Source organism: Gordonia marina, from assembly GCF_052036135.1.
Taxonomy (GTDB): domain Bacteria; phylum Actinomycetota; class Actinomycetes; order Mycobacteriales; family Mycobacteriaceae; genus Gordonia.
Genome location: NZ_JBPSDN010000002.1, coordinates 84,869 through 106,932 on the forward strand (window position 1 = coordinate 84,869; position 22,064 = coordinate 106,932).

22 protein-coding genes, 1 tRNA gene and 2 pseudogenes are annotated in these 22,064 nt (G+C 69.3%); 14 read left to right on the forward strand and 11 right to left on the reverse strand.

Annotated elements, in window-relative coordinates; translation table 11 throughout:
- Positions 1–168 precede the first annotated feature (168 nt).
- From ACSEEN_RS01345 to ACSEEN_RS01365, 5 genes are all read left to right on the forward strand, one after another.
- Positions 169–1,593, forward strand: a complete 1,425-nt coding sequence (locus ACSEEN_RS01345; protein WP_371307456.1) for a S1C family serine protease — start codon at positions 169–171, stop codon at positions 1,591–1,593.
- Between the two features lie 19 nt (positions 1,594–1,612).
- Positions 1,613–2,149, forward strand: coding sequence for a MogA/MoaB family molybdenum cofactor biosynthesis protein (locus ACSEEN_RS01350; protein ID WP_440712062.1), 537 nt, complete (start codon positions 1,613–1,615; stop codon positions 2,147–2,149).
- 414 nt (positions 2,150–2,563) lie between these two features.
- Positions 2,564–3,166: an MspA family porin gene (locus tag ACSEEN_RS01355; RefSeq protein WP_440712063.1), complete on the forward strand. Its 603-nt coding sequence runs from the start codon at positions 2,564–2,566 to the stop codon at positions 3,164–3,166.
- Positions 3,167–3,207: 41 nt separating this feature from the next.
- Positions 3,208–3,867 (forward strand): MspA family porin, encoded by a 660-nt coding sequence (locus ACSEEN_RS01360; protein ID WP_440712064.1) that lies wholly within the window; start codon positions 3,208–3,210, stop codon positions 3,865–3,867.
- Between the two features lie 58 nt (positions 3,868–3,925).
- Positions 3,926–4,435, forward strand: a complete 510-nt coding sequence (locus tag ACSEEN_RS01365; protein WP_440712065.1) for an MspA family porin — start codon at positions 3,926–3,928, stop codon at positions 4,433–4,435.
- Positions 4,436–4,737: 302 nt separating this feature from the next.
- On the opposite strand, the gene ACSEEN_RS01370 is transcribed toward ACSEEN_RS01365, so the two are convergent.
- The gene (locus ACSEEN_RS01370; RefSeq protein ID WP_440712066.1) at positions 4,738–6,378 is read right to left on the reverse strand and encodes a DUF222 domain-containing protein; all 1,641 of its coding nucleotides are present in this window, start codon (positions 6,376–6,378) and stop codon (positions 4,738–4,740) included.
- Positions 6,379–6,591: 213 nt separating this feature from the next.
- On the opposite strand from ACSEEN_RS01370, the gene ACSEEN_RS01375 reads away from it, so the two are divergent.
- Positions 6,592–6,966: a hypothetical protein gene (locus ACSEEN_RS01375; RefSeq protein ID WP_440712067.1), complete on the forward strand. Its 375-nt coding sequence runs from the start codon at positions 6,592–6,594 to the stop codon at positions 6,964–6,966.
- A gap of 411 nt (positions 6,967–7,377) precedes the next feature.
- On the opposite strand, the gene ACSEEN_RS01380 is transcribed toward ACSEEN_RS01375, so the two are convergent.
- The 3 genes and pseudogenes from ACSEEN_RS01380 to ACSEEN_RS01390 form a co-directional block, all read right to left on the reverse strand.
- Entirely contained in the window at positions 7,378–8,055 is a 678-nt protein-coding gene (locus ACSEEN_RS01380; protein WP_298444387.1) for a biliverdin-producing heme oxygenase, read from the reverse strand.
- 48 nt (positions 8,056–8,103) lie between these two features.
- A pseudogene (mscL, locus tag ACSEEN_RS01385) lies at positions 8,104–8,625 on the reverse strand (large conductance mechanosensitive channel protein MscL); the annotation flags it as partial.
- 14 nt (positions 8,626–8,639) lie between these two features.
- Positions 8,640–9,245, reverse strand: coding sequence for an SAF domain-containing protein (locus tag ACSEEN_RS01390; protein WP_440712068.1), 606 nt, complete (start codon positions 9,243–9,245; stop codon positions 8,640–8,642).
- Between the two features lie 79 nt (positions 9,246–9,324).
- On the opposite strand from ACSEEN_RS01390, the gene nhaA reads away from it, so the two are divergent.
- Both nhaA and ACSEEN_RS01400 read left to right on the forward strand, forming a co-directional pair.
- Complete coding sequence (gene nhaA, locus ACSEEN_RS01395; RefSeq protein WP_440712069.1) at positions 9,325–10,548, forward strand: Na+/H+ antiporter NhaA; 1,224 nt, start codon at positions 9,325–9,327, stop codon at positions 10,546–10,548.
- A gap of 87 nt (positions 10,549–10,635) precedes the next feature.
- On the forward strand, positions 10,636–10,938 hold the full coding sequence (locus ACSEEN_RS01400) for an FmdB family zinc ribbon protein (RefSeq protein ID WP_440712070.1): 303 nt from the start codon (positions 10,636–10,638) through the stop codon (positions 10,936–10,938).
- A gap of 135 nt (positions 10,939–11,073) precedes the next feature.
- On the opposite strand, the gene ACSEEN_RS01405 is transcribed toward ACSEEN_RS01400, so the two are convergent.
- Positions 11,074–11,661: a 5-formyltetrahydrofolate cyclo-ligase gene (locus tag ACSEEN_RS01405; protein WP_440712071.1), complete on the reverse strand. Its 588-nt coding sequence runs from the start codon at positions 11,659–11,661 to the stop codon at positions 11,074–11,076.
- 80 nt (positions 11,662–11,741) lie between these two features.
- Here ACSEEN_RS01405 and ACSEEN_RS01410 point away from each other — a divergent pair, with 80 nt between their 5' ends.
- The 3 genes from ACSEEN_RS01410 to ACSEEN_RS01420 all read left to right on the forward strand — a co-directional run bounded on the left by ACSEEN_RS01410 (position 11,742) and on the right by ACSEEN_RS01420 (position 14,927).
- Complete coding sequence (locus ACSEEN_RS01410) at positions 11,742–12,635, forward strand: UTP--glucose-1-phosphate uridylyltransferase (protein ID WP_298444397.1); 894 nt, start codon at positions 11,742–11,744, stop codon at positions 12,633–12,635.
- A 326-nt stretch (positions 12,636–12,961) separates the two neighbouring features.
- A complete protein-coding gene (gene glp, locus ACSEEN_RS01415; protein ID WP_440712072.1) occupies positions 12,962–14,266 on the forward strand; it encodes a molybdotransferase-like divisome protein Glp in 1,305 nt (434 codons plus the stop codon).
- Positions 14,267–14,270: 4 nt separating this feature from the next.
- Positions 14,271–14,927 (forward strand): GNAT family N-acetyltransferase, encoded by a 657-nt coding sequence (locus ACSEEN_RS01420; RefSeq protein ID WP_371307444.1) that lies wholly within the window; start codon positions 14,271–14,273, stop codon positions 14,925–14,927.
- Between the two features lie 204 nt (positions 14,928–15,131).
- Here the strand turns inward: ACSEEN_RS01420 and ACSEEN_RS01425 are convergent, their stop codons facing one another.
- Together ACSEEN_RS01425 and ACSEEN_RS01430 are read right to left on the reverse strand one after the other, a co-directional pair.
- A complete protein-coding gene (locus ACSEEN_RS01425; RefSeq protein WP_247866517.1) occupies positions 15,132–15,890 on the reverse strand; it encodes an ABC transporter permease in 759 nt (252 codons plus the stop codon).
- On the reverse strand, positions 15,887–16,612 hold the full coding sequence (locus tag ACSEEN_RS01430; RefSeq protein WP_440712073.1) for an ABC transporter ATP-binding protein: 726 nt from the start codon (positions 16,610–16,612) through the stop codon (positions 15,887–15,889). Before ACSEEN_RS01430 ends, ACSEEN_RS01425 begins: the two co-directional genes overlap by 4 nt.
- Positions 16,613–16,741: 129 nt before the next feature.
- Between ACSEEN_RS01430 and sepX the strand changes: the two genes are divergently transcribed.
- The 3 genes from sepX to ACSEEN_RS01445 all read left to right on the forward strand — a co-directional run bounded on the left by sepX (position 16,742) and on the right by ACSEEN_RS01445 (position 18,246).
- Positions 16,742–17,797: a divisome protein SepX/GlpR gene (gene sepX / locus ACSEEN_RS01435; protein ID WP_440712074.1), complete on the forward strand. Its 1,056-nt coding sequence runs from the start codon at positions 16,742–16,744 to the stop codon at positions 17,795–17,797.
- 10 nt (positions 17,798–17,807) lie between these two features.
- Positions 17,808–17,984 carry a hypothetical protein gene (locus tag ACSEEN_RS01440; RefSeq protein WP_247866519.1) on the forward strand — a complete coding sequence of 59 codons (177 nt, stop codon included), beginning with the start codon at positions 17,808–17,810 and terminating at the stop codon, positions 17,982–17,984.
- A 189-nt stretch (positions 17,985–18,173) separates the two neighbouring features.
- Positions 18,174–18,246, forward strand: a tRNA-Ala gene (locus ACSEEN_RS01445).
- A 40-nt stretch (positions 18,247–18,286) separates the two neighbouring features.
- Here ACSEEN_RS01445 and ACSEEN_RS01450 read toward each other — a convergent pair.
- From ACSEEN_RS01450 to ACSEEN_RS01465, 4 genes and pseudogenes are all read right to left on the reverse strand, one after another.
- Positions 18,287–18,859, reverse strand: coding sequence for a tyrosine-type recombinase/integrase (locus tag ACSEEN_RS01450; RefSeq protein ID WP_440712075.1), 573 nt, complete (start codon positions 18,857–18,859; stop codon positions 18,287–18,289).
- On the reverse strand, positions 18,843–19,460 hold the full coding sequence (locus ACSEEN_RS01455) for a phage integrase central domain-containing protein (protein ID WP_440712076.1): 618 nt from the start codon (positions 19,458–19,460) through the stop codon (positions 18,843–18,845). Before ACSEEN_RS01455 ends, ACSEEN_RS01450 begins: the two co-directional genes overlap by 17 nt.
- Positions 19,461–19,548: 88 nt before the next feature.
- Positions 19,549–21,071, reverse strand: a pseudogene (locus ACSEEN_RS01460) (hypothetical protein); the annotation flags it as partial.
- On the reverse strand, positions 20,989–22,047 hold the full coding sequence (locus tag ACSEEN_RS01465; protein ID WP_440712150.1) for a hypothetical protein: 1,059 nt from the start codon (positions 22,045–22,047) through the stop codon (positions 20,989–20,991). The pseudogene ACSEEN_RS01460 and the gene ACSEEN_RS01465, both read right to left, overlap by 83 nt.
- Positions 22,048–22,064: the final 17 nt, after the last annotated feature.

Consider the following 22,064-nt stretch of genomic DNA (forward strand, 5'->3'; position numbering starts at 1 on the left):
CCAGGAGCCCACCGGGCCACCGCCGGCTGGTTGAGCCGGTCAAGCCCTTCGACTTCGCTCAGGAACCACCGCCAGGCGTAGAGCGTGTCGAAGCCCAACCCACGACACGGAGTCCGATGACAGGAACCACCGAGCTACCTCACAGGAAAGTGTCTTAGGGTGGTGCGCATGACAGACCGGGGACCCAGCGACGCGCAGACGCCGCATGATCCGAATCCCTATGCACCCGATTCTCGAGCGGACCTGCATGACGGTCACGCCGAGTCGAGGCCGTTCACCCCCTACGAGAACGTTCCCGGAGCGGCCGCGCCCCCGCCGCCCATGACCGGCCCGCAGCCCACCCTCCCGTACGGCCCGGGCACCTATGGCCCAGGCACTCAGGGCACCAGCAGCCCTTACGGCCAGGAGCCCTACGGCACCGGCGCTTTCGGCGTCGCGCAGCCGCCCGCCGGGCCGCCGCCCGCACCACCGGGCACGGGCGGGCCGTCGTCGAACGGCGGCGGCCGTGGCCGCGGCCCGCTGTGGATCGCGTTGATCGCGATCCTGGCGTTGGTCGCCGGTGTGGTCGGCGGCGTCATCGGCGTCGTGGCGACCCGGGACTCGACCTCCTCGAGCTCCACCGACGTCGTCGCGGCCGGGTCGCCGAGTGCCCGCGTCACCACGCAGCCCCCGGCCAAGCCGGGTTCCGTGCAGGACGTCGCCGCGCGGACCCTGCCTGCCGTGGTGTCCATCCTGGTGACGGTGGGCCGCGAATCGGGCTCGGGTTCCGGCGTCGTCCTCAACTCCGACGGCACCATCCTGACCAACAACCACGTGGTCTCGGCGGGCGGCAGCACCCCCGCGCAGGAGGTGCTGGTCAGCTTCAGCGACGGCACCGTGTCCAAAGCCCGCGTGATCGGCACCGACCCGACGTCGGACATCGCCGTCATCAAGACCGAGAAGACCGGCCTCACCCCGATTCCCATCGGCACGTCCGACAACCTGTCGGTCGGTCAGGACGTCATCGCGATCGGCTCGCCACTCGGCCTGGAGGGCACGGTGACCACCGGTATCATCAGCGCGCTCAACCGGCCGGTGTCCACCTCGGGCGCCGACGGTTCCACCGAGTCGGTGATCGATGCGATCCAGACCGACGCCGCCATCAACCCGGGCAACTCCGGTGGTGCGCTGGTCAACGCCTCCGGTGCACTGATCGGTATCAACACGGCGATCGCCACGCTGGGCGCGTCGGAGGGCTCCTCCGGCTCCATCGGTCTCGGCTTCGCCATCCCGATCGACCAGGCGATGCGCGTGGCCAACCAGTTGATCAAGGGGGAGAAGGTGACGCGCGCCAGCCTCGGCGTCAACGTGCGTCCCAGCGCCGACGCGACCCAGCCGGGCGCGCTGGTCGCCAGCGTCGTCCGCGGTGGTTCCGCCGCACAGGCCGGTATCCCGGAGGGCGCGTTGATCACCGCCGTCGACGACCGCAAGATCCCGTCGTCGGAGGCGCTGGTGGCTTCGATCCGGTCGCATGCGCCCGGTGACACGGTGAAGATCACCTACACCGACCGGGGCCGTCAGCAGACGGCTACGGTGAAACTCGGATCGTCCTGACACCTGCGAGGAGATGACCATGATCGACGCACCCGACATCGACGAGATCGAGGCCGACGCCGCAGCGCTGGCCGACGACGGTATTCCGGCCGAGGCGCTACTCCGCGCGCTGGTCGTCGTGGTCGACGACGAGGGCGATGCCGGCCGGCTCGGCCCGCTGATGTGTGAGCTCCTCGAAGAGGGCGAGTACCACGTCGATGCGACGGTGACGGTCTCCGAGGACGAGGTGGAGATCCGCAACGCGCTGAACACCGCGGTGATCGGCGGCGTGGACCTGGTGGTCTCGGTCGGCGGCGTGGGCGTGCGTGCCCGCGACGTGACCCCGGAGGCCACCGAACCGCTGCTCGATCGTCGGCTGCGCGGTATCGAGGAGGCGCTGCGGGCGTCCGGGCTGTCGGCCGGCGCCACCGACGGCGGCCTGTCCCGCGGCATGGCGGGGATCTCCGGCCAGACCCTCGTGGTGAACCTCGCCAACTCGCGCGCCGCCGTTCGCGACGGGATGGCCACCCTGATTCCGCTGTCGCACTACATCATCGATCAGATCAGTGAATTCTGACGCACCCAGGGACTATTCCTTGGACGAACCTGAGTGGCGCCGCAAGCGACGGCTCGAAGAGATTTTTGGGGATCTGCTTCCGGATCAGGTCACCAAGGATGGTGATACTCCTCACACTGCGCGCGATCGTCACTGGTTCGACCAAAACCGGCCCCCTCACTACGAGTAGCGCCTGGCCAGGGCCTATAAATAAAACGCAATATGACCGCAAATCGCACGCAATGCGCCGTTCATCGTCTGATACCTGGAAGTAACAAAGTGCCTCGTTGATCCGATGGCGGCGGGTGCCTCGCATCGGTTACCGTTCTCGCGACGGGTGTCACTCAGGGAACTCTTACCCGGGGGCGCTTCTCAGTAGACACTTTCCCCGAACGAGGAGAATCAGATATGCGCAAGAACCTAATGCGCAATAGCGTGATCGCCGGTGCGATCGCCGCAGTCGGTGCCGCAGGCATCCTGTCCGGTGCGGGCGAGGCCTCGGCCCTGCCGAACGGCTCCAAGGTAACCAGGGGCCTCGACGGCGAGAGCGCCAAGATCACTCGCAAGGGTGAAAGCGCTCGTGTGATCGGCACGGTGGCCAACAACCCGGCGTCTCGCGGCGCCCTGCTGTCCGGTACCTACACGGCGGACCTCGGCGGGGGGATCAACGGCACGGAGACTTTGTACCTCATCGCGGGCTGCCAGGTGGACGTCAGCGGTGTGACGCTCGACTTCAGTGCGGCGATCTCGCTGAATGCGCTGAATGCGTCGACCGGGCTGAGCCTTCCGCTCAAGCCGGGCGAAGTCGCGATCGCGAAGATCACCGACAAGTCGATCAAGACCGATGGCAAGGCCTCGATTCAGCTGTCCGGCTACTCGGTCGCGATCAACCAGTGCGGAGGCTACGCATCGGCGCGTACGGCTGCGGTCGTCGAGGGCGCCAAGGGCTACGCGATCAACAATGACGACGACGTGGTGACCGGTACCGGCACCTTCCTCAAGACCACCCTCTACGGCCGCCCGTTCAGCCTCGGCTGAACCGTCCGTCGTCAGATCTCACACTTGCGTAAAGGAAGACAATGAACAAGTTCAACAAGCGTCTGGTCGGTGCCGCAGCGGTTGGTGCCGCGGCCGTGGTCGGACTGTCCAGCATGAGCGTCGGATCCGCATCGGCGACCCCCGTGCCCGGCGGCACCGCGACCAAGAAGTTGGTCGACGGCACCCCGGTCACCATCAAGCTCTTCGATCAGCATGCGGCGGTTCAGCGGGCAGTGACCAACGTCCCGTCGTCCCGCGAGGTCTGGGTTTCGGGCAAGGTGCGCGTCACCGTCGGTGGTGCCGCTGAGGGCGGCTCGATCAAGGTCGGCTACGACGTGGGTTGCCAGGTGAACTTCGGTGGCGTGGATGTCGACACGCCCCGGATCGGTGGCACGCTTGACAGCTCGGGTCCGTCCATCACGAGCCCGGGTTCGGATTCCTCCCTTCGTGGAAAGGTCACCCTCGGCCCGGGACAGGTCAAGCGCGTGTGGCTGATCAACGACACCGACGATGACGACGACGCGGTCAGTTCGTACAGCTTCGCCGGCGGGAACGGCGGCGTCGTTTACGGCCAGGAGGCGTTCCGCGTCGAATCGTGCGCCGGCTATGCCTCCGCGCGACCGGTCATTTCGGTGACCGTAAACACAGACTCGGTGAAGGGCATCGTCACGTACACCGGTCGTCCGTTCACGATGGGCTGATCCCCGGTCACACTGACACGACGTCGGGCCCCGTCTCTGCTGAGAGGGGCCCGACGTCGTGTCGATCCGGCTCGCCGGCGAGAGCTATTCGATTCGGCGCGCGGTGACCAACGTTCCGACGAGCCGTGAGATCGTCGTCTCCGGAAAGGTCCTAGTGACCACATCCGGATCGGTCAAGGGTGCGTCGGTCACGGAGGGTTACCTTGTCGGTTGTCAGCTGAACTTCGGTGCCGCTGCCGGTGCCACCGGCGGCCTGGGCCAGGACTGGGACGTGACCGGCGGCACCGTCGGCGATTCCAGTCAGAAGGCGAATTCCAAAGCCGGTTTCGCGCTCGGCCCCGGATCGGCGAGGTTCGTTCCGGTGGTCCGGCAGGAGATCAACGACACGGTTGTGACCAGCGTCTACTTCACGGGCGACCGGGGCGGATTGGTGTACAGCCAAGAGCGCTTCGGCGTCAACGGCTGTGTCGGCTTCGCCCAGGCGCGTGCGCTGGTGAATGTCCGATTCGCGGCCGACGGCAATCTCGGCAACGCGACTCTGTACGGAGCGCCGTTCAGCATCGGTTGACCGCTTCTTCGCGATACCCGGATCGGGCCCCGTCTCTCCTCGAGGCGGGGCCCGAGCCATATCGTCGTCTGGGGGTGTTCCCCGCCTTGCCGATCGGGCGGGCGGCGGGATCGTCGGACCAAGTCGCTCCGGGGCTTGGCTTCGACTCGCGCCTCGCCCTTGCGGGCTCGGCGCGGCTCAGCCGGCGGCGGGTGTGGCGGGTTGCCGTGCGGGGCCGGACTGCCCGTCGCGCCGCTCCGGGACGCGCTCAGCCCGCGGCGCCACCCCGAGCCCCGGCATGGCGAGGGCATGTCGCTGAGTGGTCAGGCCGCGTGGTCGGCCGGGGTTTCCGGGTCGGCCCAGAGTCGGGTGAGTCCGAGTCGGGGTTCGTATTCCTTCTCGATGATCGAGCGGGAGTCGTTGCGCCGTACCGCATCGTGGGTGGCGGGAGTGCCGGGTGGGTGTGGTGGCCCGTGGACGCGGTCGGCGATCTGTTCGGCGAGTCGCTGTGGATGGTGCAGCGGATTGAGATTCCAGGGGCGACGGGCGCCGGTGGGCCGCCACACCATGCGTCCGGCGTCGCGACCGGTATGCAGGATGTCGGTGGTCCAGTGACCAGGCAGTGGACCTTCGGCGCGGTTGTGGCCACCGCATGCGGCGCCGAGGGCGTCGATGTCGGTGCGTCCGTCGTTTTCCCAGCGGGGTGAGTGGTGGGCTTCGGTGCGGGCGAAGGGCATGTCGCAGGCCGGTGCGGTGCAGCCGCGATCGCGGGCGAACAGCATGAGCCGTTGTGCCTTGGAGGCGGAGCGCCGTCCACGCCCGAGGTAGAGCGGCTGGCTGGTGTGGTCGCGGAAGACGGCCAGGTACGGCCGCGCCTGGTTCCGGGAGGCGAGTTCGATCAGGTCGCTGACCGGGATGAGGGTGCCGGTGGCGGACTGGGCGATCCCAGCGTGACGGGCGAGGTCGGCGTCGGACACGGTGATCACCAGATCGGTGGAGATGGTGCCGGGCTTGCCCAGGCCCCCGTGGGCGATCACGAAGTCGAGGGCCGCCTCGAAGGCGTCGTGACGGCGTTGCCCGGGAGCGCGGGTGTCGCGTTCCCGGGCGGCGGCCAGAGCGTCGGCGTCGGGTTCGTCGCCGGCCGGGTGCGGGGAATCGGGATCGGCGGGGTTGTTGACCCCCGGGGCGGCCCACGTGGTGAGGATGAGGTCCAGCTTGGCGCGCGCGGACGGGGTCAGGTGTCCGTCGATCTCCGACATCAGGTCGTCGTCCTGGCCGTATACGGTCAGATCCCGCCGGCGTTGCCGATCCTCAGGATCGGTGTAGTCCCCATCGGGGTTCAGATACGCCAGCAGATGCGCTCCCACGCGGGCCAGATCCTTGGGGTTGAGGTCTTTCGCCGCCTGGACCAGACGCTCCTCGGCATCGGCAATCACCTGCGGGCCGAGGCATTCGGGGATCTTCGCCAGGACCGCGGAGATCACCTCCACGTGCCGGGCACTGATCAGGCCGTCGGCGACAGCCACGGCGGCCGCGGGCATCACCGGATCCAGTGTCTCGCCGGTCAAAGCCGTCCGATGGGCGAGGCGATTGGCCAGGGCGGTGCGGGCCCGGGCCTGACCCAGCCCGAGGCGGTGCCCGTAAGCGAGGTAGCTGATCATCGTCAGATACCCGGTGGCGCGATCGACCGAGCGGTCATTGCACTCGGCATACAGGCCGGCGGAGAGCCCGTCGTGGCGGCGCCGGACCCGTTCGGAGATCTCGGCCATATCGGCGACCTGCCGCACCGACCCAGACGCCAGCGGCGTGTCACCGAGCACTGCCATCGCCGTGTCGATGATCTGCCACAACAACATCGGATCATCCGGAAGAGATACACCGGTCGCGGTTTCCAGCTGATCGGGGGTGAGCGGGGCGGCACCGGCGTCGTCGAGCCCGACCGGTGTGTCGTCACCGAAATACATCGACCCTCACCCCCTGCTGAGCTTCCGATAGAAATCGCTCATACGTTCGAGTTCTGCCTTCAAACTACGCCTTACCACCGTGATGTGCAAGTGTTCGAACGGGTGGAGTCCGGTGGTGGCGGAGCCTGATCTCGACTCCGCTCGATCGGCGTGGGGCGGGCGGATCCGGAGAACTCGGCGTTCTTCCCGGCCTGGCGTGACGGTGATCCTGGTGTGCGGACGGTGGTGGGTTCGCGGATCGAGGGGATCGGGCGTCAGCGGGTGGAGCCCGGCTTCTTGCTGGCGGTGGTCGACCGGATGGTGTCGGTGCCCGATGCCGCTGCTGTCGCGGCGATCGCTCATCTGGAGGCGGTGACCGGCCGGCGTGCTGGTGCGTCGACCGGGACCGGGTTGTGGGCGGCGTACCGGATCGTGGGCGAGTTGCGGGATGCGGGTCGTACCGGGAGTGTGGTGGCTCTTCTGTGTGATTCCGGTGATCGCTATGTGAATAAGTACTACTGCGCGGACTGGCTGGTGGATGAGGGGCTGGATCCTGCGCCGTACGCGGCGCGGCTGGAGCGGTTCTTCGCCGGGGGCGGGCTTGACTAGGGCGCGTTTCGACACGGGCTCGGCTAGCGCCTCGCCCGGCTCAACGGGCTGTGCGGGGCGTTTCGGCACGGGCTGTGCGAGGTGTTTCGCCCGGCTCCAACGGGTTGTGCGAGGCGTTTCGACACGGGCTCGGCTAGCGCCTCGCCCGGCTCAACGGGCGAGGCGGGGGCGTTTCGAGACGGCGGTGTGTGGGGGCGGCGGGGGCGTTGCGAGACGGCGGTGTGTGGGGGCGGCGGGGGCGTTGCGAGACGGCGGTGTGTGGGGGCGGCGGGGGCGTTGCGAGACGGCGGTGTGGGGGTGCGGGGGCGTCTCGACACGGCTCAGCGGCATAGGCGGCCCGCCCGCCGGTGAGGAACCCTTCGGCAAGCTCAGGATGAACTTCGTGACGAACCGTGTCGAAACGACCCTCGATCAGCGGCGGTAGCGGTCCAGGTTTCCGCTGAGTTCGGTGAAGACGTCGTGGTTCAGGCGGAAGGCCCGGCGGACCTCGTCGACCACGGTGAGCCGTTGCTCGTCGGTGAGTGTCGCGCCGATCGCGTCGAGCTTCACCCGGTACTCGTCCTTGTACGGCTTGCTCTTGCCGATCTCGGCGAAGTCGTAGAAGGCGAGGCCGGCGCCGTCGAGTCCGAAAGCGCGGTCCAGGATCTTGCCGACCGCCTGGCCGCCGGAGAGATCGCCCAGATAGCGCGTGTAGTGATGGGCCAGGTACTGCCCGCCCCAGGCGGCGCTGGCCGCGATGGTGGCGGCGTACGCGTTGGCCGCCGCGGAATCGGTCTCGTGCGACTCGCCCGGTGCCCAGTAGTCCAGGTCCGCGTCGATCGCGGCCAGTCGTTCCAGTCCCGCGTCGATCACCGGGCCGGCGACGGGATCGTCGGTGAGCTCACGGCCCAGCCGTTCCAGCGTCGCGTACACCGGGCGGAGTGCTCGCAGGTAGTCGGCGTAGCCGGCCCGGTTGACGTGTCCGCCGAGCAGCTGATCCATGAACGCCGAGTGCTCGGCCTCGTCGTGCTCGATGGCCGAACCCTGCTTCATCGCGGCGGACAGGGTGAGTCCGGCCAGCTCGGCGGGTTCCAGCGGGGTCGTGGTCATGGCACTAAGGGTACCCTGTGCTGATCGCGGGGGTCAGAGCGAGTGGCGCGGCCCTTCCGGCGGGTACTGGCCGGCGGCCGGATCGGGCAGACCGGGTGCCGGCGCGGGGGCGGCCGGGCGGTTCGCGCCGAGCAGGTCGCGGATCTCGGTGAGCAGGCCGACCTCGGTCTGCTCGGCCTCTTCCTCGGCCGACGCCGAGCGGCGGGCGGCCGCCAGCTCGTTGAGCTTGTTGTACGGCACGATGATCAGGAAGTAGACCACCGCGGCGACGATCAGGAAGTTGATGAACGCGGCGATCACGGCACCGAAGTCCATCACCGTGGACGGCGAGCTGTCGACCAGCTGATAGGTCAGGCCACAGACCTGGACGGCGGCGGCCTGCGCCTTGTCGGCGCCGGTGGCCATCGTCTGGCCACAGTCCTGGCCGGTGGGGATCGCGGCCAGCAGCGGGCTGATGATCTTGTCGGTGAACGCGGTCACGATCGCGGTGAACGCGGCGCCGATGATGACGGCGGTGGCCAGTTCGACGACGTTGCCGCGGAGGATGAATTCCTTGAAACCCTTGAGCACGGGTCGAGTGTAACTCAGTGAATCACCAGCGTCAGGGCGTTAGCCAGCCCGGCGGCGGCCACCCGGTGCGCCGCGTCCTCGTCCATCGCGAGCAGCACGGGCGCATCCGCGGCGGCGACGGCCGATCGCGGCGGGGCCGCGGGCACGGCCACCACGGCCCCGGCCGCGAGCAGGTGGGCGTCCTCATCGAGCACGTCCACGACGTCCCCGGACCGCAGCAGCCCGGTCACCGCGGCGTCGGCCGGACGGACCGGAACCAGTCGTGCCCGCGGATCTCCGGTCACCGCCGACGGCAGCCGGGAGCCGAGCAGCCGCGTCGCGGTGAGGGCTTCGCCCGCGGCGACGGCACCGGTCAGCCGCGAGCCGGTGGCCTCCCGTTTCTCATGCAGTGCGCCGAGCGCGACGTCCCGGGGGACGCGGGTGACGCGCAGGTCATCGTCGGACAGCACGACGCCCGGCCGCAGATCCCGCGCCGCGACGACGACGGTCCGATCCCGTCCGTCGGCCGGCCGGGCGACGAACAGTGCGGCCGCCGCCAGTACGCAGACGACGGCGATCGCCCGGCGGACGGTGGCCGCGCGGACCCGGGACAGCGAACCGGTGGTGATCGGAGTTCTCATGCTTCGACGCTGACACCGATCGCCGCCGCCTGCGACCGGCTGTCCACAGGCCCGTACGAGTGGATGCGAAGATGTCCACATGGTGCAGGGACGACTTTCGAGCTGGATCTCCCGTGATGTCAGCGGCGGCATCCTGCTGGTGATCGCCGCCGTGATCGCCCTCGTCTGGGCCAATTCGCCCTGGCGAGCGGCCTATCACTCCCTGTTGGAGACCGAGGTGGGGCCGTCGTCGCTGCACCTGCGGCTGACGCTCGGGGAGTGGGCCGCCGACGGTCTGCTGGCCCTGTTCTTCTTCATCGTCGGGATGGAACTCAAGCACGAATTCGTGACCGGCAGCCTGCGCAACCCGCGCCGCGCCGGGGTCCCGGTGGCCGCTGCGGTCGGCGGCATGGTGGTGCCCGCGCTCTGCTACGCGGCGATCGTCGGTCCGCTCGACGGCGACGCCGTCGGCGGCTGGGCCATCCCGTCGGCCACCGACATCGCCTTCGCGCTCGCCGTGCTGGCGATCTGTGGGCGCGGGCTGCCGATCGCGCTGCGCGTGTTCCTGATGACCCTGGCCGTGGTCGACGACCTGCTCGGCATCGCCGTGATCGCCACCGTCTACACCGAGCACATCGACCTGCCGCTGCTCCTCGAGGCGCTCGGCTGCGTCGTCGTCTTCGGCCTGCTGGTGCGGGCCCGCCGCCTGTACTGGTGGCTGCTGGTGCCGATCGCTGTCCTGACGTGGGGCCTGGTGCACGCCTCCGGGGTGCACTCCACCGTGGCCGGGGTACTGCTCGGGTTCACCGTCCCGGCGGTCGCGCGGCACGGCGAGGCGCTGCCGCGGGCGATCGTCGGGGCGCACGCGCTGACGCCGTGGTCGTCGGGCGTGGCACTGCCGCTGTTCGCGTTCGCGGCGGCCGGGGTGACCGTGGTCGGGGTCGGACACATCGTGCAGCCGGTGAGCGTCGGCGTGGTCGTGGGCCTGGTGGTGGGGAAGGTGGCCGGCGTCCTCGGCACCACCTGGCTGGTCACCCGGTTCACGCCGCTGCGCCTGCCCGATGCGATCGGCCTGCGCGACCTGCTGCCGATCGGTTTCCTCTGCGGCATCGGTTTCACCGTCGCCCTGCTGATCGCCGAGCTGTCGTTCCCGGACGAGTCCGCAGGCGGGCACACCGCCGCGGCCAAGGTGGGCATCCTGGTCGGGTCGTTGCTCGCCGCCGTCCTGGGCGGCGCACTGCTGCGCTGGGATGCGGGCCGGGCCCGCAGCGCGGACATGAATCGCGACGGTGTGCCCGACACGGACACCCGCGCGATCGAATGATCGCACCCCGATTGGCACTCGGAATGATCGAGTGCCAATGCGGGTTACACTGAACACCGATCTTTACCTGATTTCTCGGAGGTATTCGTGCCCACCTACAGCTACGCATGCACCGACTGCGACAACAAGTTCGACGTCCAGCAGTCGTTCTCCGACGATGCGCTGACCACGTGCCCGCAGTGTCAGGGCAAGCTCCGCAAGCTGTTCAACTCGGTCGGCGTGGTCTTCAAGGGCAGCGGCTTCTACCGCACCGACTCCCGCAAGGGCTCGGTGCCCTCGGGGTCGTCCAACTCGTCGTCGAGCGGTTCTTCGTCCGAGAGCTCGTCGTCGAGTTCTTCGTCGTCCAGTACCTCGTCGTCGACGACGTCGACCACCAGCGCCGCCTCCTAGCGTCGGGGCGTTTCGACACGGTCCTCGCCCCAGGGGCTCGGACCGGCTCAACGGGCTGCTTTTTGCGCGCTCCTTGTGTAGCTCCTTGAGTCGGTGAGGAGCGAAGCGACGAACCGTGTCGAAAGGTGCGCGGGCTCAGTCGGCCGTGGCGGGAACGAAACCCCTCGACGGGGTGAGGATCCAGTGCGCGCGGACGTCAGTCGGGTCCTCCGGCAGATCGTGCTCCACCAACTCGCCGTCGTGCACCACCGCCACGATCGCGCCGGGCATCCCGGCCAGCGTCCGGTCGTAGTAGCCGGCGCCGCGGCCCAGCCGCACGCCGCGCCGGTCGGCGGCCACCGCGGGCACCAGGATCAGCTTCGCGTCGACCAGTGTGTCCGGATCGAGGCGCATTCCGGTGGGCTCCAACAGATTCCAGCGGCCCTCGCCGAGGTGCCGCTCGCCGCGATAGACACCCCACTCCAGTCGCTGCGGCGGTCCCTCGGGCACGATCGGCAGGATCACTCGCAGCCCGCGGTCGGCCAGGGCGTCGAGCATCGGGGTGCCGCCGGGCTCGCGCCGGGTGGCGACATAGGCGGCGACGGTGTCGCCCTCGGCCAGTTCGACGGGCAGCGCGTACATCCATTCGGCCAGGTCGCCGATGGCCTGCGATTCGGCGAACGGGCTCATCGCCGCGCGGGCGGCGAGCAGGCCGGCACGGAGGTCGTTCTTGTCTGCGGGCATCACTCTCACCGTTCGGCATGTCAGCGTTCGTCCAGGACTCGTGTCCGATCCTGCCAGAACCCGCCAGTAAGGTGAGGCTCATGTCGCAGTCGAAGATCCCCCACACCGCGGTGGTGCCCGCGGCCGGTCTCGGAACCCGATTCCTGCCGGCCACCAAGACGGTGCCCAAGGAATTGCTGCCCGTGGTCGACACCCCGGGGATCGAGCTGGTCGCCGAGGAGGCCAAGTCGGCCGGGGCCGAGCGGTTGCTCATCATCACCTCGCCCGGCAAGGACGGCGTGGTGGCGCACTTCGTCGAGGACCTGGTGCTGGAGCACACCCTTTCCTCGCGCGGCAAACAGGCCATGCTCGCCAAGGTCCGCAACGCGCCGTCGTTGCTCCAGGTGGCCTCGGTGGTTCAGGACAAGCCGCTCGGTCTCGGCCACGCCGTCGGCTGCGTGGAGCCCGAACTCGGCGACGACGAGGACGCCATCGCCGTCCTGCTGCCCGACGATCTGGTGCTGCCCGGCGGGGTCCTGACGCGCATGGCGGAGACGCGTGCCCGCTACGGCGGCAGCGTGCTCTGCGCCATCGAGGTCGGGCCCGACGCCATCAGCTCCTACGGCGTGTTCGACGTCGAGGAGGCCGATCCGGTGACGCCGAACGTCAAGCGGGTCAAGGGGATGGTCGAGAAGCCCGCCGCCGCCGATGCGCCGTCGAACCTGGCCGCCGCCGGCCGCTACATCCTGGACCGCAAGATCTTCGACGCGTTGCGGGAGATCACTCCCGGTGCGGGTGGGGAACTGCAGCTGACCGACGCGATCGCGCTGCTCATCGCGAAGGGTGAGCCGGTGCACGTCGTGGTGCACGAGGGCACCCGGCACGACCTGGGCAACCCCGGCGGGTATCTGAAGGCCGCCGTCGACTTCGCGCTCGACCGCGACGACTACGGCCCCGAGTTGCGCGAGTGGCTGGAGCAGCGGCTCTCGCAGTAGCCGATTCGCAGACGGCGGAGTTGTGGGTCGTGGTGACCCACAACTCCGCCGTTCGGCATCCGGCCCCGCCGGTTGACCCGCCCCAGATCGTCGGTCGAGCGCCGTCGACCGCCGATTGAGCGTTTCCGATCGCCGGTTGAGCGTCGTCGGTCGCCGGCTGCGTGCTCCCGATCGCGGGCTGCGTGCTCCCGATCGCGGGCTGCGTGCTCCCGATCGCCGGTTGCGCGTCTCCGATCGCCGGTTGAGCTCGTTGAAACCCCGCGCGCCTGCCGTCGGGCGCGTCGTCCGTTGATTAACCTCGGAGCCAGCGACGGTGAGGAGAGAACATGCGCTCGGTGCAGGACCAGTTGAGCCTGGTGGCCGCCTCGGTGGTGGCTCCGCGACCGGTCCAGGTGGCGATCTCCGAGGCACAGGGTCTGCTGTGCGCCGAGGAGGTGGTGACCACCGATCCGCTGCCCGGGTTCGATCAGGTGGCGGTCGACGGCTATGCGGTGCGCGCCGTGGACGTGGTGCTCGCCGGGACGGCGGCGCCGGCCGAGATGGCGGACCTGGACAGCGGTGGCATCGAGGTCACCCGCCCCGACGAGAGCGACGATCTGGTGGTGCACCTGCCGGTGGTCGGCGAGGTGGAGTCCGGCTCGCGCACCCCGATCCGGCTGCAGCCCGGGCAGGCGGTACGCGTCCAGACCGGTGCGCCGATGCCGACGCTGGCCGACGCCGTGGTGCCGCTGCGCTGGACCGACGGCGGCGACCAGCGCGTGATGATCGGGCACGCGGTGGAGAGCGGCGAATACGTGCGGCGCATCGGTGACGACGTGATGCCCGGCGATGTCGCGGTGCGCGAGGGCGCGGTGATCGGTCCGGCGCAGGTCGGACTGCTGGCCGCGGTCGGTCGTTCCCGGGTGCTGGTCCATCCCCGACCGCGGGTCGCGGTGATCTCGGTGGGCAACGAACTGGTCGACATCTACCGCGATCCCGGTCCCGGTCAGGTGTACGACGTCAACAGCTACGCGCTGGCCGCGGCGGCCCGCGACGCCGGCGCCGACGTGCACCGGGTCGGCGTCGCAGGCCGCGACAAGGACCGCCTGCGCGAGACCGTCGAGGCGCAGCTGATCCGCTCGGAGATCGTCGTGATCTGCGGCAGCGTCGGCGGCGAGGCCTCGCGCGATGTGGCCGAGGCGCTGGCCGACCTGGGCGATCTGGAGATCGCCCGGATCGCGATGCACCCCGGCTCGGTGCAGGGCTTCGGCCGGCTCGGCCGCGACGAGATCCCGGTGTTCTGGCTGCCGGCCAACCCGGTGAGCGCGCTCGTGACCTTCGAGGTGATGGTCCGGCCGCTGATCCGCATCGCTCTCGGGAAGCGCCAGCCCAAGCGGCGCACGGTCACCGCGCGCACGGTCGGTCCGATCGCGTCGGTCGTGGGCCGTACCGGCTACCTTCGCGGACAGCTGATGCGCGACGAGCGCTCGGGGGAGTACCTGGTCCAGGTCATCGGCGAATCTCCTACGGGGAGTTCGCATCTGCTTGCCGAACTCGCGGAGGCCAACTGCCTGATCGTCGTCGATGAGGACGTCGAAGAACTCGAGACCGGCGACCGCGTGGAGGTCATGTTCCTGGCTCAGCGCGGCTGACGAGATGCTGAGCTGGCTGGTCGACTCGCCCTCTCATCCCGGCTGGCCCGCGACGCTCGGGCCGATCGGTACCGCCGCCGGCGTGGTCACGGCGCGGCCGATCCGCGCGCGCGACGGCCGCGAATGGAGCCGGCTCCGCATCAAGAACCAGAACCTGCTGCTGCCGTGGGAACCCACCGCGCAGGGGTCGTGGGCGCGCAGGCACCAGCCGTCGTCGTGGACGCCACTGCACTCGGTTCTCAAGGCCGAGGCGCGGCGCGGGAACGTGCTGCCGTTCGTGATCGAGGTGGACGGGCGCTACGCCGGGCAGTTGACCGTCGGCAACATCCAGCGCGGTGCGGTGCGCAGCGCCTGGATCGGCTACTGGGTGGACGAGGACGTCAGCGGCAAGGGTGTCGCCACCGCCGCGGTGGCTCTCGGCGTCGACCACTGTTTCGGTCCGGTCGGGCTGCACCGGCTGGAGGCGACCGTGCAGCCGACCAACGGTGCGTCGCAGGCGGTGCTCGCGAAGGCCGGCTTCCGGGAGGAGGGCCTGCTCAAGCGGTACATGGATGTCAACGCCCGCTGGCGCGACCACCTGCTGGTGGCCCTGACCGTCGAAGAGGTGACCGACACGGCGGTTCAGACCCTGATCCGGGCGGGTCGTGCCTGGGCCGTGTAGCGGAGTGGGGGCGTGCGCCTGGCTGGTCGTGCGCGTCATGCCGGTCGACCGACGTCTCCGTCGAGACCGCGTTGTACCCGCGCCGCGTGACCCTACTGTGGCGTAGATCAGCCGACCGTCGTCACCACACGTCATCTGCCCAGGTCGCGCTCCGACCCGCCGACTTCTACGCCACGGTAGGGACAGCTGCGCCGGATACCGGTCTCAGTCGGTGCGCCGTTGCAGCGTGGCGGAGCCCAGGGCCAGCGAGGCGACCGTGAACCCGAGCAGAATCCCGATGTCGCGCCAGAGCAGCCCGGTCGGCGCCGCGTAGTCGCGGATCTGTTCCAGGGCCTGCACCGCGTAGGTGAGTGGCATGACATCGGACAGGTACTGCATCCACGTCGGCAGTTGTGCCCGCGGCACGAACAGCCCGCACACGAAGAGCTGCGGGAACACCAGCGCGGGCATGAACTGCATCGCCTGGAACTCGGTGCGCGCGAAGGCGCTGCACAGCAGTCCGAGTGCCACGCCCAGCACGCCGACCAGGATGCAGACGCCGATCACGCCGCCGACCGTCCCGGCGACGGTGAGATCGAACGCGCCGAACGCGAGCCCGCACGCGACCGACGCCTGCACCGCGGCGAACAGCGCGAACGCGAGGGTGTAACCACCCATCAGCGCGCCCTTGCTGATCGGGGTGGAGAGCACGCGCTCGAGGGTGCCGGAGCTGCGTTCGCGGAGCATGGCGATCGAGGTGACCAGGAACATCGCCACGAACGGCAGGATTCCGAGGATCGCGGTGGCGACCCGGTCGAAGGTGCTCGGCTGGCCGGGGAACTGCGGCAGGCCGGAGAACATGTAGTAGAGCAGGGTCAGCAGTACCGCGGGGATGGCGAGCAGCATGACGACGGTGCGCGGGTCGGCACGGAGTTGCTGCAGGACCCGCAGCGTGGTGGCGCCGGTGGTGCGGAGGCTGTTCACGCGGCGTCACCGCCGTGGGTGATGAGATCGAGGAAGGCGGCGTCCAGGCTGGAACATCCGGTGCGGACGCGCATCTCGTCGGCGGTCGTGGTCGCGACCAGCCTGCCGTCGCGGAGCAGGATGAGGCCGTCGCAGTGGTCGGCCTCATCCATCACGTGGCTGGAGACCAGAAGCGTGGTGCCGTCGTCGGCGAGGCGCCGGAAGCGTTGCCAGAGATCGGCACGGAGCACGGGGTCGAGGCCGACGGTCGGCTCGTCGAGGATCAGCAGTTCGGGCGCGCCGACCAGTGCACTCGCGATGGAGACCCGGCGGAGCTGGCCGCCGGAGAGGTTCGCCGCGCGCTGTCGCGCCACGCCGGTGAGGTCGACGGCGGCGAGTGCGTCGTCGACGCCGGACGAATTGCCTTGCAGCCGTGCGAAATACGTGATGTTCTCGCGCACGGTGAGGTCCGCGTAGACGGAGGCCGCCTGGGTCACGTACCCGACGCGGGACCGGAGTGCACGAACTCCGGCGGGCAGACCGAGCACGGTCAGCGTGCCGTCCACGTGGCTCTGCGTGCCCACGATCGCCCGCATCAGGGTGCTCTTCCCACACCCCGACGGGCCGAGAAGCCCGGTGATCGACCCGCGCGGAACGGTCGCGGAGACGTCGTCGAGCGCGAGATGCGGGCCCCGCCGCACGGTGACTCCTCGTGCGACGACCGCGGCGTCCGGAGTGCTCATTTCTTCACGGTAGATCACCGGGGTGCCGATTCGCCGGGGCCACGGCGCGCCTGCACCGCGATCGGGGAGTGCGCACCTAGGTTGAAGGGTGGTCGATTGTCGGTCCAGAAAGGAAGCGGAGGCTGCGTCATGAACTCGTCGGTGCTGTGGATCTTCCTCATCGTCGCCTGGCTGTTCATCCTGCTGCCGATGGTGCTGCGCGGTCGTCCGGAGGTCCGGAAGACCACCGAAGCGGTCGCCAATACCCGCGTCCTGCATCGGGGCGGTGAGCGCGCCGCGGTGCGCCGTCGTTCCGCCGGCCGTCATCCGAGCAATCCCGACTACGTGCGCAAGCGCGAGGAACCCGCTCTGAAACGAGCCGTGATCGAGGAGGACGACGTGCCGGAGGAGACCGAAACCGCGACGCAGGCCCGGACCGACGCTCCCGTCGACGCCGAGGTGACCGACGTGCTCGACGCCGTCGATCCCGATGAGGTGATCGATGCCGATGAGGTGATCGAGGCCGACGAGGTGGACCTGGACGCGGACGCCGAGCACGACGACGAGGCCGGCGCCGACCTCGACGACGAGTTCGATGACGACCTCGAGGATCTTGACGACGAGTATGAGGACGACCTCGACGCGGAGGCCGAGGACGACGCCGACGACCGGCTCGACGACGAGGCCGACGACCTGGACGAACTAGACGAGCCGGCGCCGGCGGCGCGGCCGACGCCGCGGGAATTGCGTGGCCGCGGGTCGTACACGCCGGACCGGATCGCCGAGCGTGACGCGCGCCGGTACGCGGAGCGGCGTCGTACCGTCACGGGGCTGCTGGCCGTGACGGTGCTGGCGATCGCGAGCTGCTTCTTCTGGCAGCCGTACGGCTACATCGCGGCCGCGACGATGGTCGTGCTGAGCGGGCTGTACCTGTACTTCCTGCGGCGCACCGCGCTGGAGGAGCAGCAGTACCGGGCGCAGCGCGCCGAGCGGCTGCGCCGGCATGCCGCCGAGGACGAGCGGGTTCGCCGTCAGCAGGAGGAGGCGATCCCGGCCCGTCCGGCGGCGCCGCCGCGTCGTCGCCCCGGCGGCATGATCGTGGTGGAGCTCGACGACGAGGACCCGGCATTCGACCACCTGCCCGTTTACGACTTCTCGTACGCCGAGTCGGTGGCGGACGACGACGAGTACCGGCGCGCCGTCTAAGGTGAGTGGCATGAGCGCAACCGATGGGGATTGGTACTACGACGTCGCGACCGGTGAGGTCAGCCGGGGCAAGGTGCCCAACGCCCTGAACCGCATGGGTCCGTACGCCACCGAGGACGACGCCCGTCGTGCCATCGAGATCGCCCGCGAGCGCAACGCCGCGGCCGACGCCGAAGACGAGGACTGACCCTTCCGCGCCGCTGGCGCACGTCCGTCATTCACGCCGACTTCAACGCCGCTGGTCCTACCTGACCAGCGGCGTTGAGCTTTGCGGGCGTCCTGTGACGACGCCCGCCCGGTCGGCGACCGACCCCGATTTGGACCTCCCGGAGACGCTGTTACACTGGTCTCCGGTTCGCTCGCGAGAGTGAGATCCGGGGCTATGGCGCAGTTGGTAGCGCGACTCGTTCGCATCGAGTAGGTCAGGGGTTCGATTCCCCTTAGCTCCACATCCGCCGCCCGCCTGTTCACGCAGGTGGGCGGCTTTTTTCATGCCGGATTGGCGGTCGCCAGACCCGTCGTGCCCACATTTCGCCCACACTCCGCGGCAGCCATCGCCTTGCCCATGCGATCGGCGATCACGTCGAGATCGTCCTCGAACAGGTGCCCATACTGGTCTGGTGTCATCGTCGCGGATTTGTGGCCGAGTTGCCGCTGCACCGTCTTCACGTGTGCGCCGGAGGCGATCATGAGCGATGCCGCGGTGTGCCGCAGTTCGTGCGCGGTCACGCGGGGGAACGATGACGGACCGGCGGGGGCACCGTCGGCGTCGAGCGGGGTGGTGCGGTCCACCAGGCGGCTGACCGCCTGGCTGAACCAGTGGCATGACGACGGCGGCCGCATGAAGTCGCCGGCCCGCGGGCGGGGCCAGAGGAGCGCGTCCGGCGAGGGAGCCGCGTCGATGATGGGGATGAGGAGATCGCGCACGGTGGCGGGCATGGCGACGACGCGGCGTTCCCAGGTCTTCGGTGCGCCGATGACCGATTTGCCGTCGACGGTCGCGACTGATCGTGCGATCTGTATGCGGCAGCGGTCGAGGTCGATGTCACGTGGCCGCAGCACAGCCATCTCCCCGCCTGATCCCGGTGTAGGCGAGGATCAGCACGACTTCCGGGCGCTGGCTCACTTCGCGGGCGAGTTGTCGTACTTGCAGGTGGGTGAGGTAGTTGTGCTCGACGAGTTCGCGTTTCGGGAGTTCGACCTTCCGGGCCGGATTGGATGCGATGAGGCGTTCTTCCACGGCCGTGTCGAGGACGGCGGCAAGTACCCCATGAACGTCGCTGATGGTTGATGCGGAGAGGACCCCGGACAGGTCGGCGATCCAGTCGCGGATCTCCGGTTTCGTGATCGACGCGATCGCGCGGCTACCCCAGACGGGCGCGATCTGGACGCGCAGGATCGATTCCTGCCGGGACTTCCACGACGGCTTCTTCCAGACCTTCCGGGCGAACCATCTCCCGGCGACGGCGTCAAGGGGCTCCCGCCCGAGCGAGGGGGCCACGTAGGAGCCGGTGAGCTTGTCGACTTCGACGGTGGCGGCGAAGGCTTCGGCGGCCTTCTTCGTGGTGAAGCCGCGTTTGTCGGTCTGGCGTCCGTCAGGTTTGCGGTAGCGGACCCGGTACCGGCGGCCGGACTTGGTGTCGTAGCGCTCGATGGTGGCCATCAGGGCATCTGCCAGGCGTACAGGAGGACTAGCGCTGCGGCGGCTGCGACTGTGAGGGTCCAGCACGCCGCGGCGAGGAGTCGGACGTTCACACGGCGACCCCGAGGGATTCGGCGACGACAGCGATGAGGTCGCGGGCCGCGCATGGGGGTGACGGCGTTGCCTGCCATTCGGACCTGTTCGCGGCGGGTTCCGAGCACCACGTAGAGGTGCCGGGGAAGTCCATCGCGGCGATGATCTCGCGGGGCTCGAGCATGCGGAACCGGACGTCTGCGATGTCGATCGTCGGCGTGGTGGCGTCGAGGAGCGACTGGTGGCCGGCTGTGGTGACGGTGCGTGCGGGTTCGGTGACCGGTGTCGACATCTGGCCTTGGTCGCCGCGGGCGGTGTTGTTCCGCATGAGGAGGGCGTGCTTCTCCACCGCGGTGACCGTCGGAATCGGATGCCCGGTCGGAATGGTGCCGCCCTTCCCGTAGTAGGAGGTGACCAACCCGTGGTGGTTCCCGGACGCGGTGACCGTCGACAGCGGGTCGGCCGTCGGTCGGGCGTCGGACCCACCGCCGCACAGCTCGGCGACGAACGGCGGCGCCTGCACAAGACCGTGGTTCGCGTCGTCGGCGACGACGGTGGTCAGCGGCTCGGTGTGCGGGTCCAAGTCGCGCACCCGGTCCCGGAACTGCGTCAGGAACGCGAGCCCGTCGGTGGCCGAGTCGCTGCCTCGCGCCAAGTCCCACCGCACGGCACGGCCAGCGCAGTCTCCGCGCGGGTGGTCATCGTGCGCAGCGGTCCGTCGGCCGGCCGCGCTTCCTTGCCCTCGCGGCCTTCCATCGGGACCGCGAGGGCCTTCGACGCCGTGGTGTGCACGGTACGCAGCGGGTCATCAACTGGCCATGCCCGCATGTACGCGCCCAGCTGACCATGCTGCGGGTGCTTCGGGTCGGCCGCGTCGTAGGTGTTGCCCGCGGCCTCAACGATGAGTGGCCGCCAGTAGCGGTCGATCCCGGCCTGGATCCGCTTCATCGTCTTTTCGGCGAGCGGCTTCGCCCGGTCCCCGATTCGCTGCCCTTCGAGCGACCAGTCGATGATCTCGGCGGCGGCCCGCACTGTCGGCTCGACGACCTGATTGCGGCAGCTCGTGTTCGGGCAGCGGTACTGATACTGCGCGCGGTACCGGCCCCACGCCGGCCGATCGGGCTTCTTCCACGCCTGCACGGCGAGCACCGGCCCGCAGTCCGGGCAGACCGCAGGCGGACGGTTCAGCTTGTGCAGGTCGGGCGCCGGGTTTCCTTCGAGGGTGAACACCACGTACATGCGGTCCCTGCTCTGCGCGGCGCCCGCACCGCCGTACTGGGCGTGCATCGAGTTGAGCCACACGACCTGGTGTCGGTAGCCGAGGGCCTTCATCGCCATCAGCCAGGCGTCGAACATGACCCAGCGTGCGGCGTCGACGACGTTCTCGACGATGACCGCGCGGTACCGGTGGACCTCGGCGAACCGCGGGACGTCCCACATCGTCGCCCGCGAGCGTTCAGCCGCGGCGTCGGGCAGCACCTCGCCGAACAGATCCGGCTGATTCCCGACACGCTTCCGGCCCTTCGCGACAGAGTGGTTGGGTGCAGTTCTTCACCACGATGCCGTCGAGCACGTACGAGTGGTCCTCGTCGACCTCGATGTTGTAGACCGTGACGCTGGTGCGCGCGGGTTCGACGGAGCGGACCCGGGACCACGCGTGGATGCCGTCGACAAACGCCTCCGGCGATCGCTTGGCGGCGAGCTTCGGTTCCCAGTGCATGATCCACTGCAGTCGTGCGCGGCCGGTGCGTCCTTCGATCGCGTAGGTCTCTCGGTTGTCGTGCGCGAGCGCGACGCGGTGGCCGATCGATTCGGCGAGCAGACGCATGCTGATCGCGAGCTTCTTCGACACGGTCGACGCGCGGTGACGGCGCTGGGTTGTGCCACCGTCGGCCGACATGTATCCGGCGAGCAGTTCGGCGCGCTCCCCTGGACTGAGCATGAGCGCCCAGGTGGGCACCTGCTTCTTGCCCGCGCCCACGCCGCAGTGATGGGCGAGCCAGTCGCGTGCTTCGCGGTTGCTGATCCGGAAGTTGATCGCGGTGCGCTTGTGGTCGGCCTTCCACTCGTACTGGGTGCGGTCGAGCCACTTCCCGAGTTCGGCTTCTTCGTCGAACGAGCACGAGATCACGACCTCGGTGTTCCGGCCGAACGAGAGTGATCCGTCGCCCAGCCACCGGCCGAGGATCCAGGCGGCCAGCTCGGCGTCGTCACCGAAGATCGCCGGATAGTTCGGCACTCCGCAGCCTCTCTCGATCTTCACGGGTGTGGCCCACAGCGCTTCACGCGACGCGAGTTCGTCCGCGCTGATCCACTCCGCGTCGGAGTACATGCGACGGTACTGGCGGATGTCGTTCTGCCAGACCCGCCCGCTCTCACGCGCCCAGAAGCGGTGATTCGGGGTCGCCTCGATTCCGGTGTGCCCCTGCCCCTTCACGAGGACCGTCGCTGCTGCGGTCTTCGACTGGACCCGCGTGACCGGCCGGAACCGACCCTCGTGGGTCAGCGCGAGCATGCCGACTTCGACGTCCT

Bases quoted from the DNA above. Each gene is read 5' to 3' on its own strand.
- ACSEEN_RS01360 (WP_440712064.1), top strand. From the start codon at position 3,208: ATGAACAAGTTCAACAAGCGTCTGGTCGGTGCCGCAGCGGTTGGTGCC.
- ACSEEN_RS01465 (WP_440712150.1), bottom strand. From the start codon at position 22,047: ATGCTCGCGCTGACCCACGAGGGTCGGTTCCGGCCGGTCACGCGGGTC.
- sepX (WP_440712074.1), top strand. From the start codon at position 16,742: ATGAACTCGTCGGTGCTGTGGATCTTCCTCATCGTCGCCTGGCTGTTC.
- nhaA (WP_440712069.1), top strand. From the start codon at position 9,325: ATGGTGCAGGGACGACTTTCGAGCTGGATCTCCCGTGATGTCAGCGGC.
- ACSEEN_RS01405 (WP_440712071.1), bottom strand. From the start codon at position 11,661: ATGCCCGCAGACAAGAACGACCTCCGTGCCGGCCTGCTCGCCGCCCGC.
- ACSEEN_RS01410 (WP_298444397.1), top strand. From the start codon at position 11,742: ATGTCGCAGTCGAAGATCCCCCACACCGCGGTGGTGCCCGCGGCCGGT.
- ACSEEN_RS01455 (WP_440712076.1), bottom strand. From the start codon at position 19,460: ATGGCCACCATCGAGCGCTACGACACCAAGTCCGGCCGCCGGTACCGG.
- ACSEEN_RS01345 (WP_371307456.1), top strand. From the start codon at position 169: ATGACAGACCGGGGACCCAGCGACGCGCAGACGCCGCATGATCCGAAT.
- ACSEEN_RS01390 (WP_440712068.1), bottom strand. From the start codon at position 9,245: ATGAGAACTCCGATCACCACCGGTTCGCTGTCCCGGGTCCGCGCGGCC.
- ACSEEN_RS01430 (WP_440712073.1), bottom strand. From the start codon at position 16,612: ATGAGCACTCCGGACGCCGCGGTCGTCGCACGAGGAGTCACCGTGCGG.
- glp (WP_440712072.1), top strand. From the start codon at position 12,962: ATGCGCTCGGTGCAGGACCAGTTGAGCCTGGTGGCCGCCTCGGTGGTG.
- ACSEEN_RS01380 (WP_298444387.1), bottom strand. From the start codon at position 8,055: ATGACCACGACCCCGCTGGAACCCGCCGAGCTGGCCGGACTCACCCTG.
- ACSEEN_RS01440 (WP_247866519.1), top strand. From the start codon at position 17,808: ATGAGCGCAACCGATGGGGATTGGTACTACGACGTCGCGACCGGTGAG.
- ACSEEN_RS01370 (WP_440712066.1), bottom strand. From the start codon at position 6,378: ATGTATTTCGGTGACGACACACCGGTCGGGCTCGACGACGCCGGTGCC.
- ACSEEN_RS01420 (WP_371307444.1), top strand. From the start codon at position 14,271: ATGCTGAGCTGGCTGGTCGACTCGCCCTCTCATCCCGGCTGGCCCGCG.
- ACSEEN_RS01350 (WP_440712062.1), top strand. From the start codon at position 1,613: ATGATCGACGCACCCGACATCGACGAGATCGAGGCCGACGCCGCAGCG.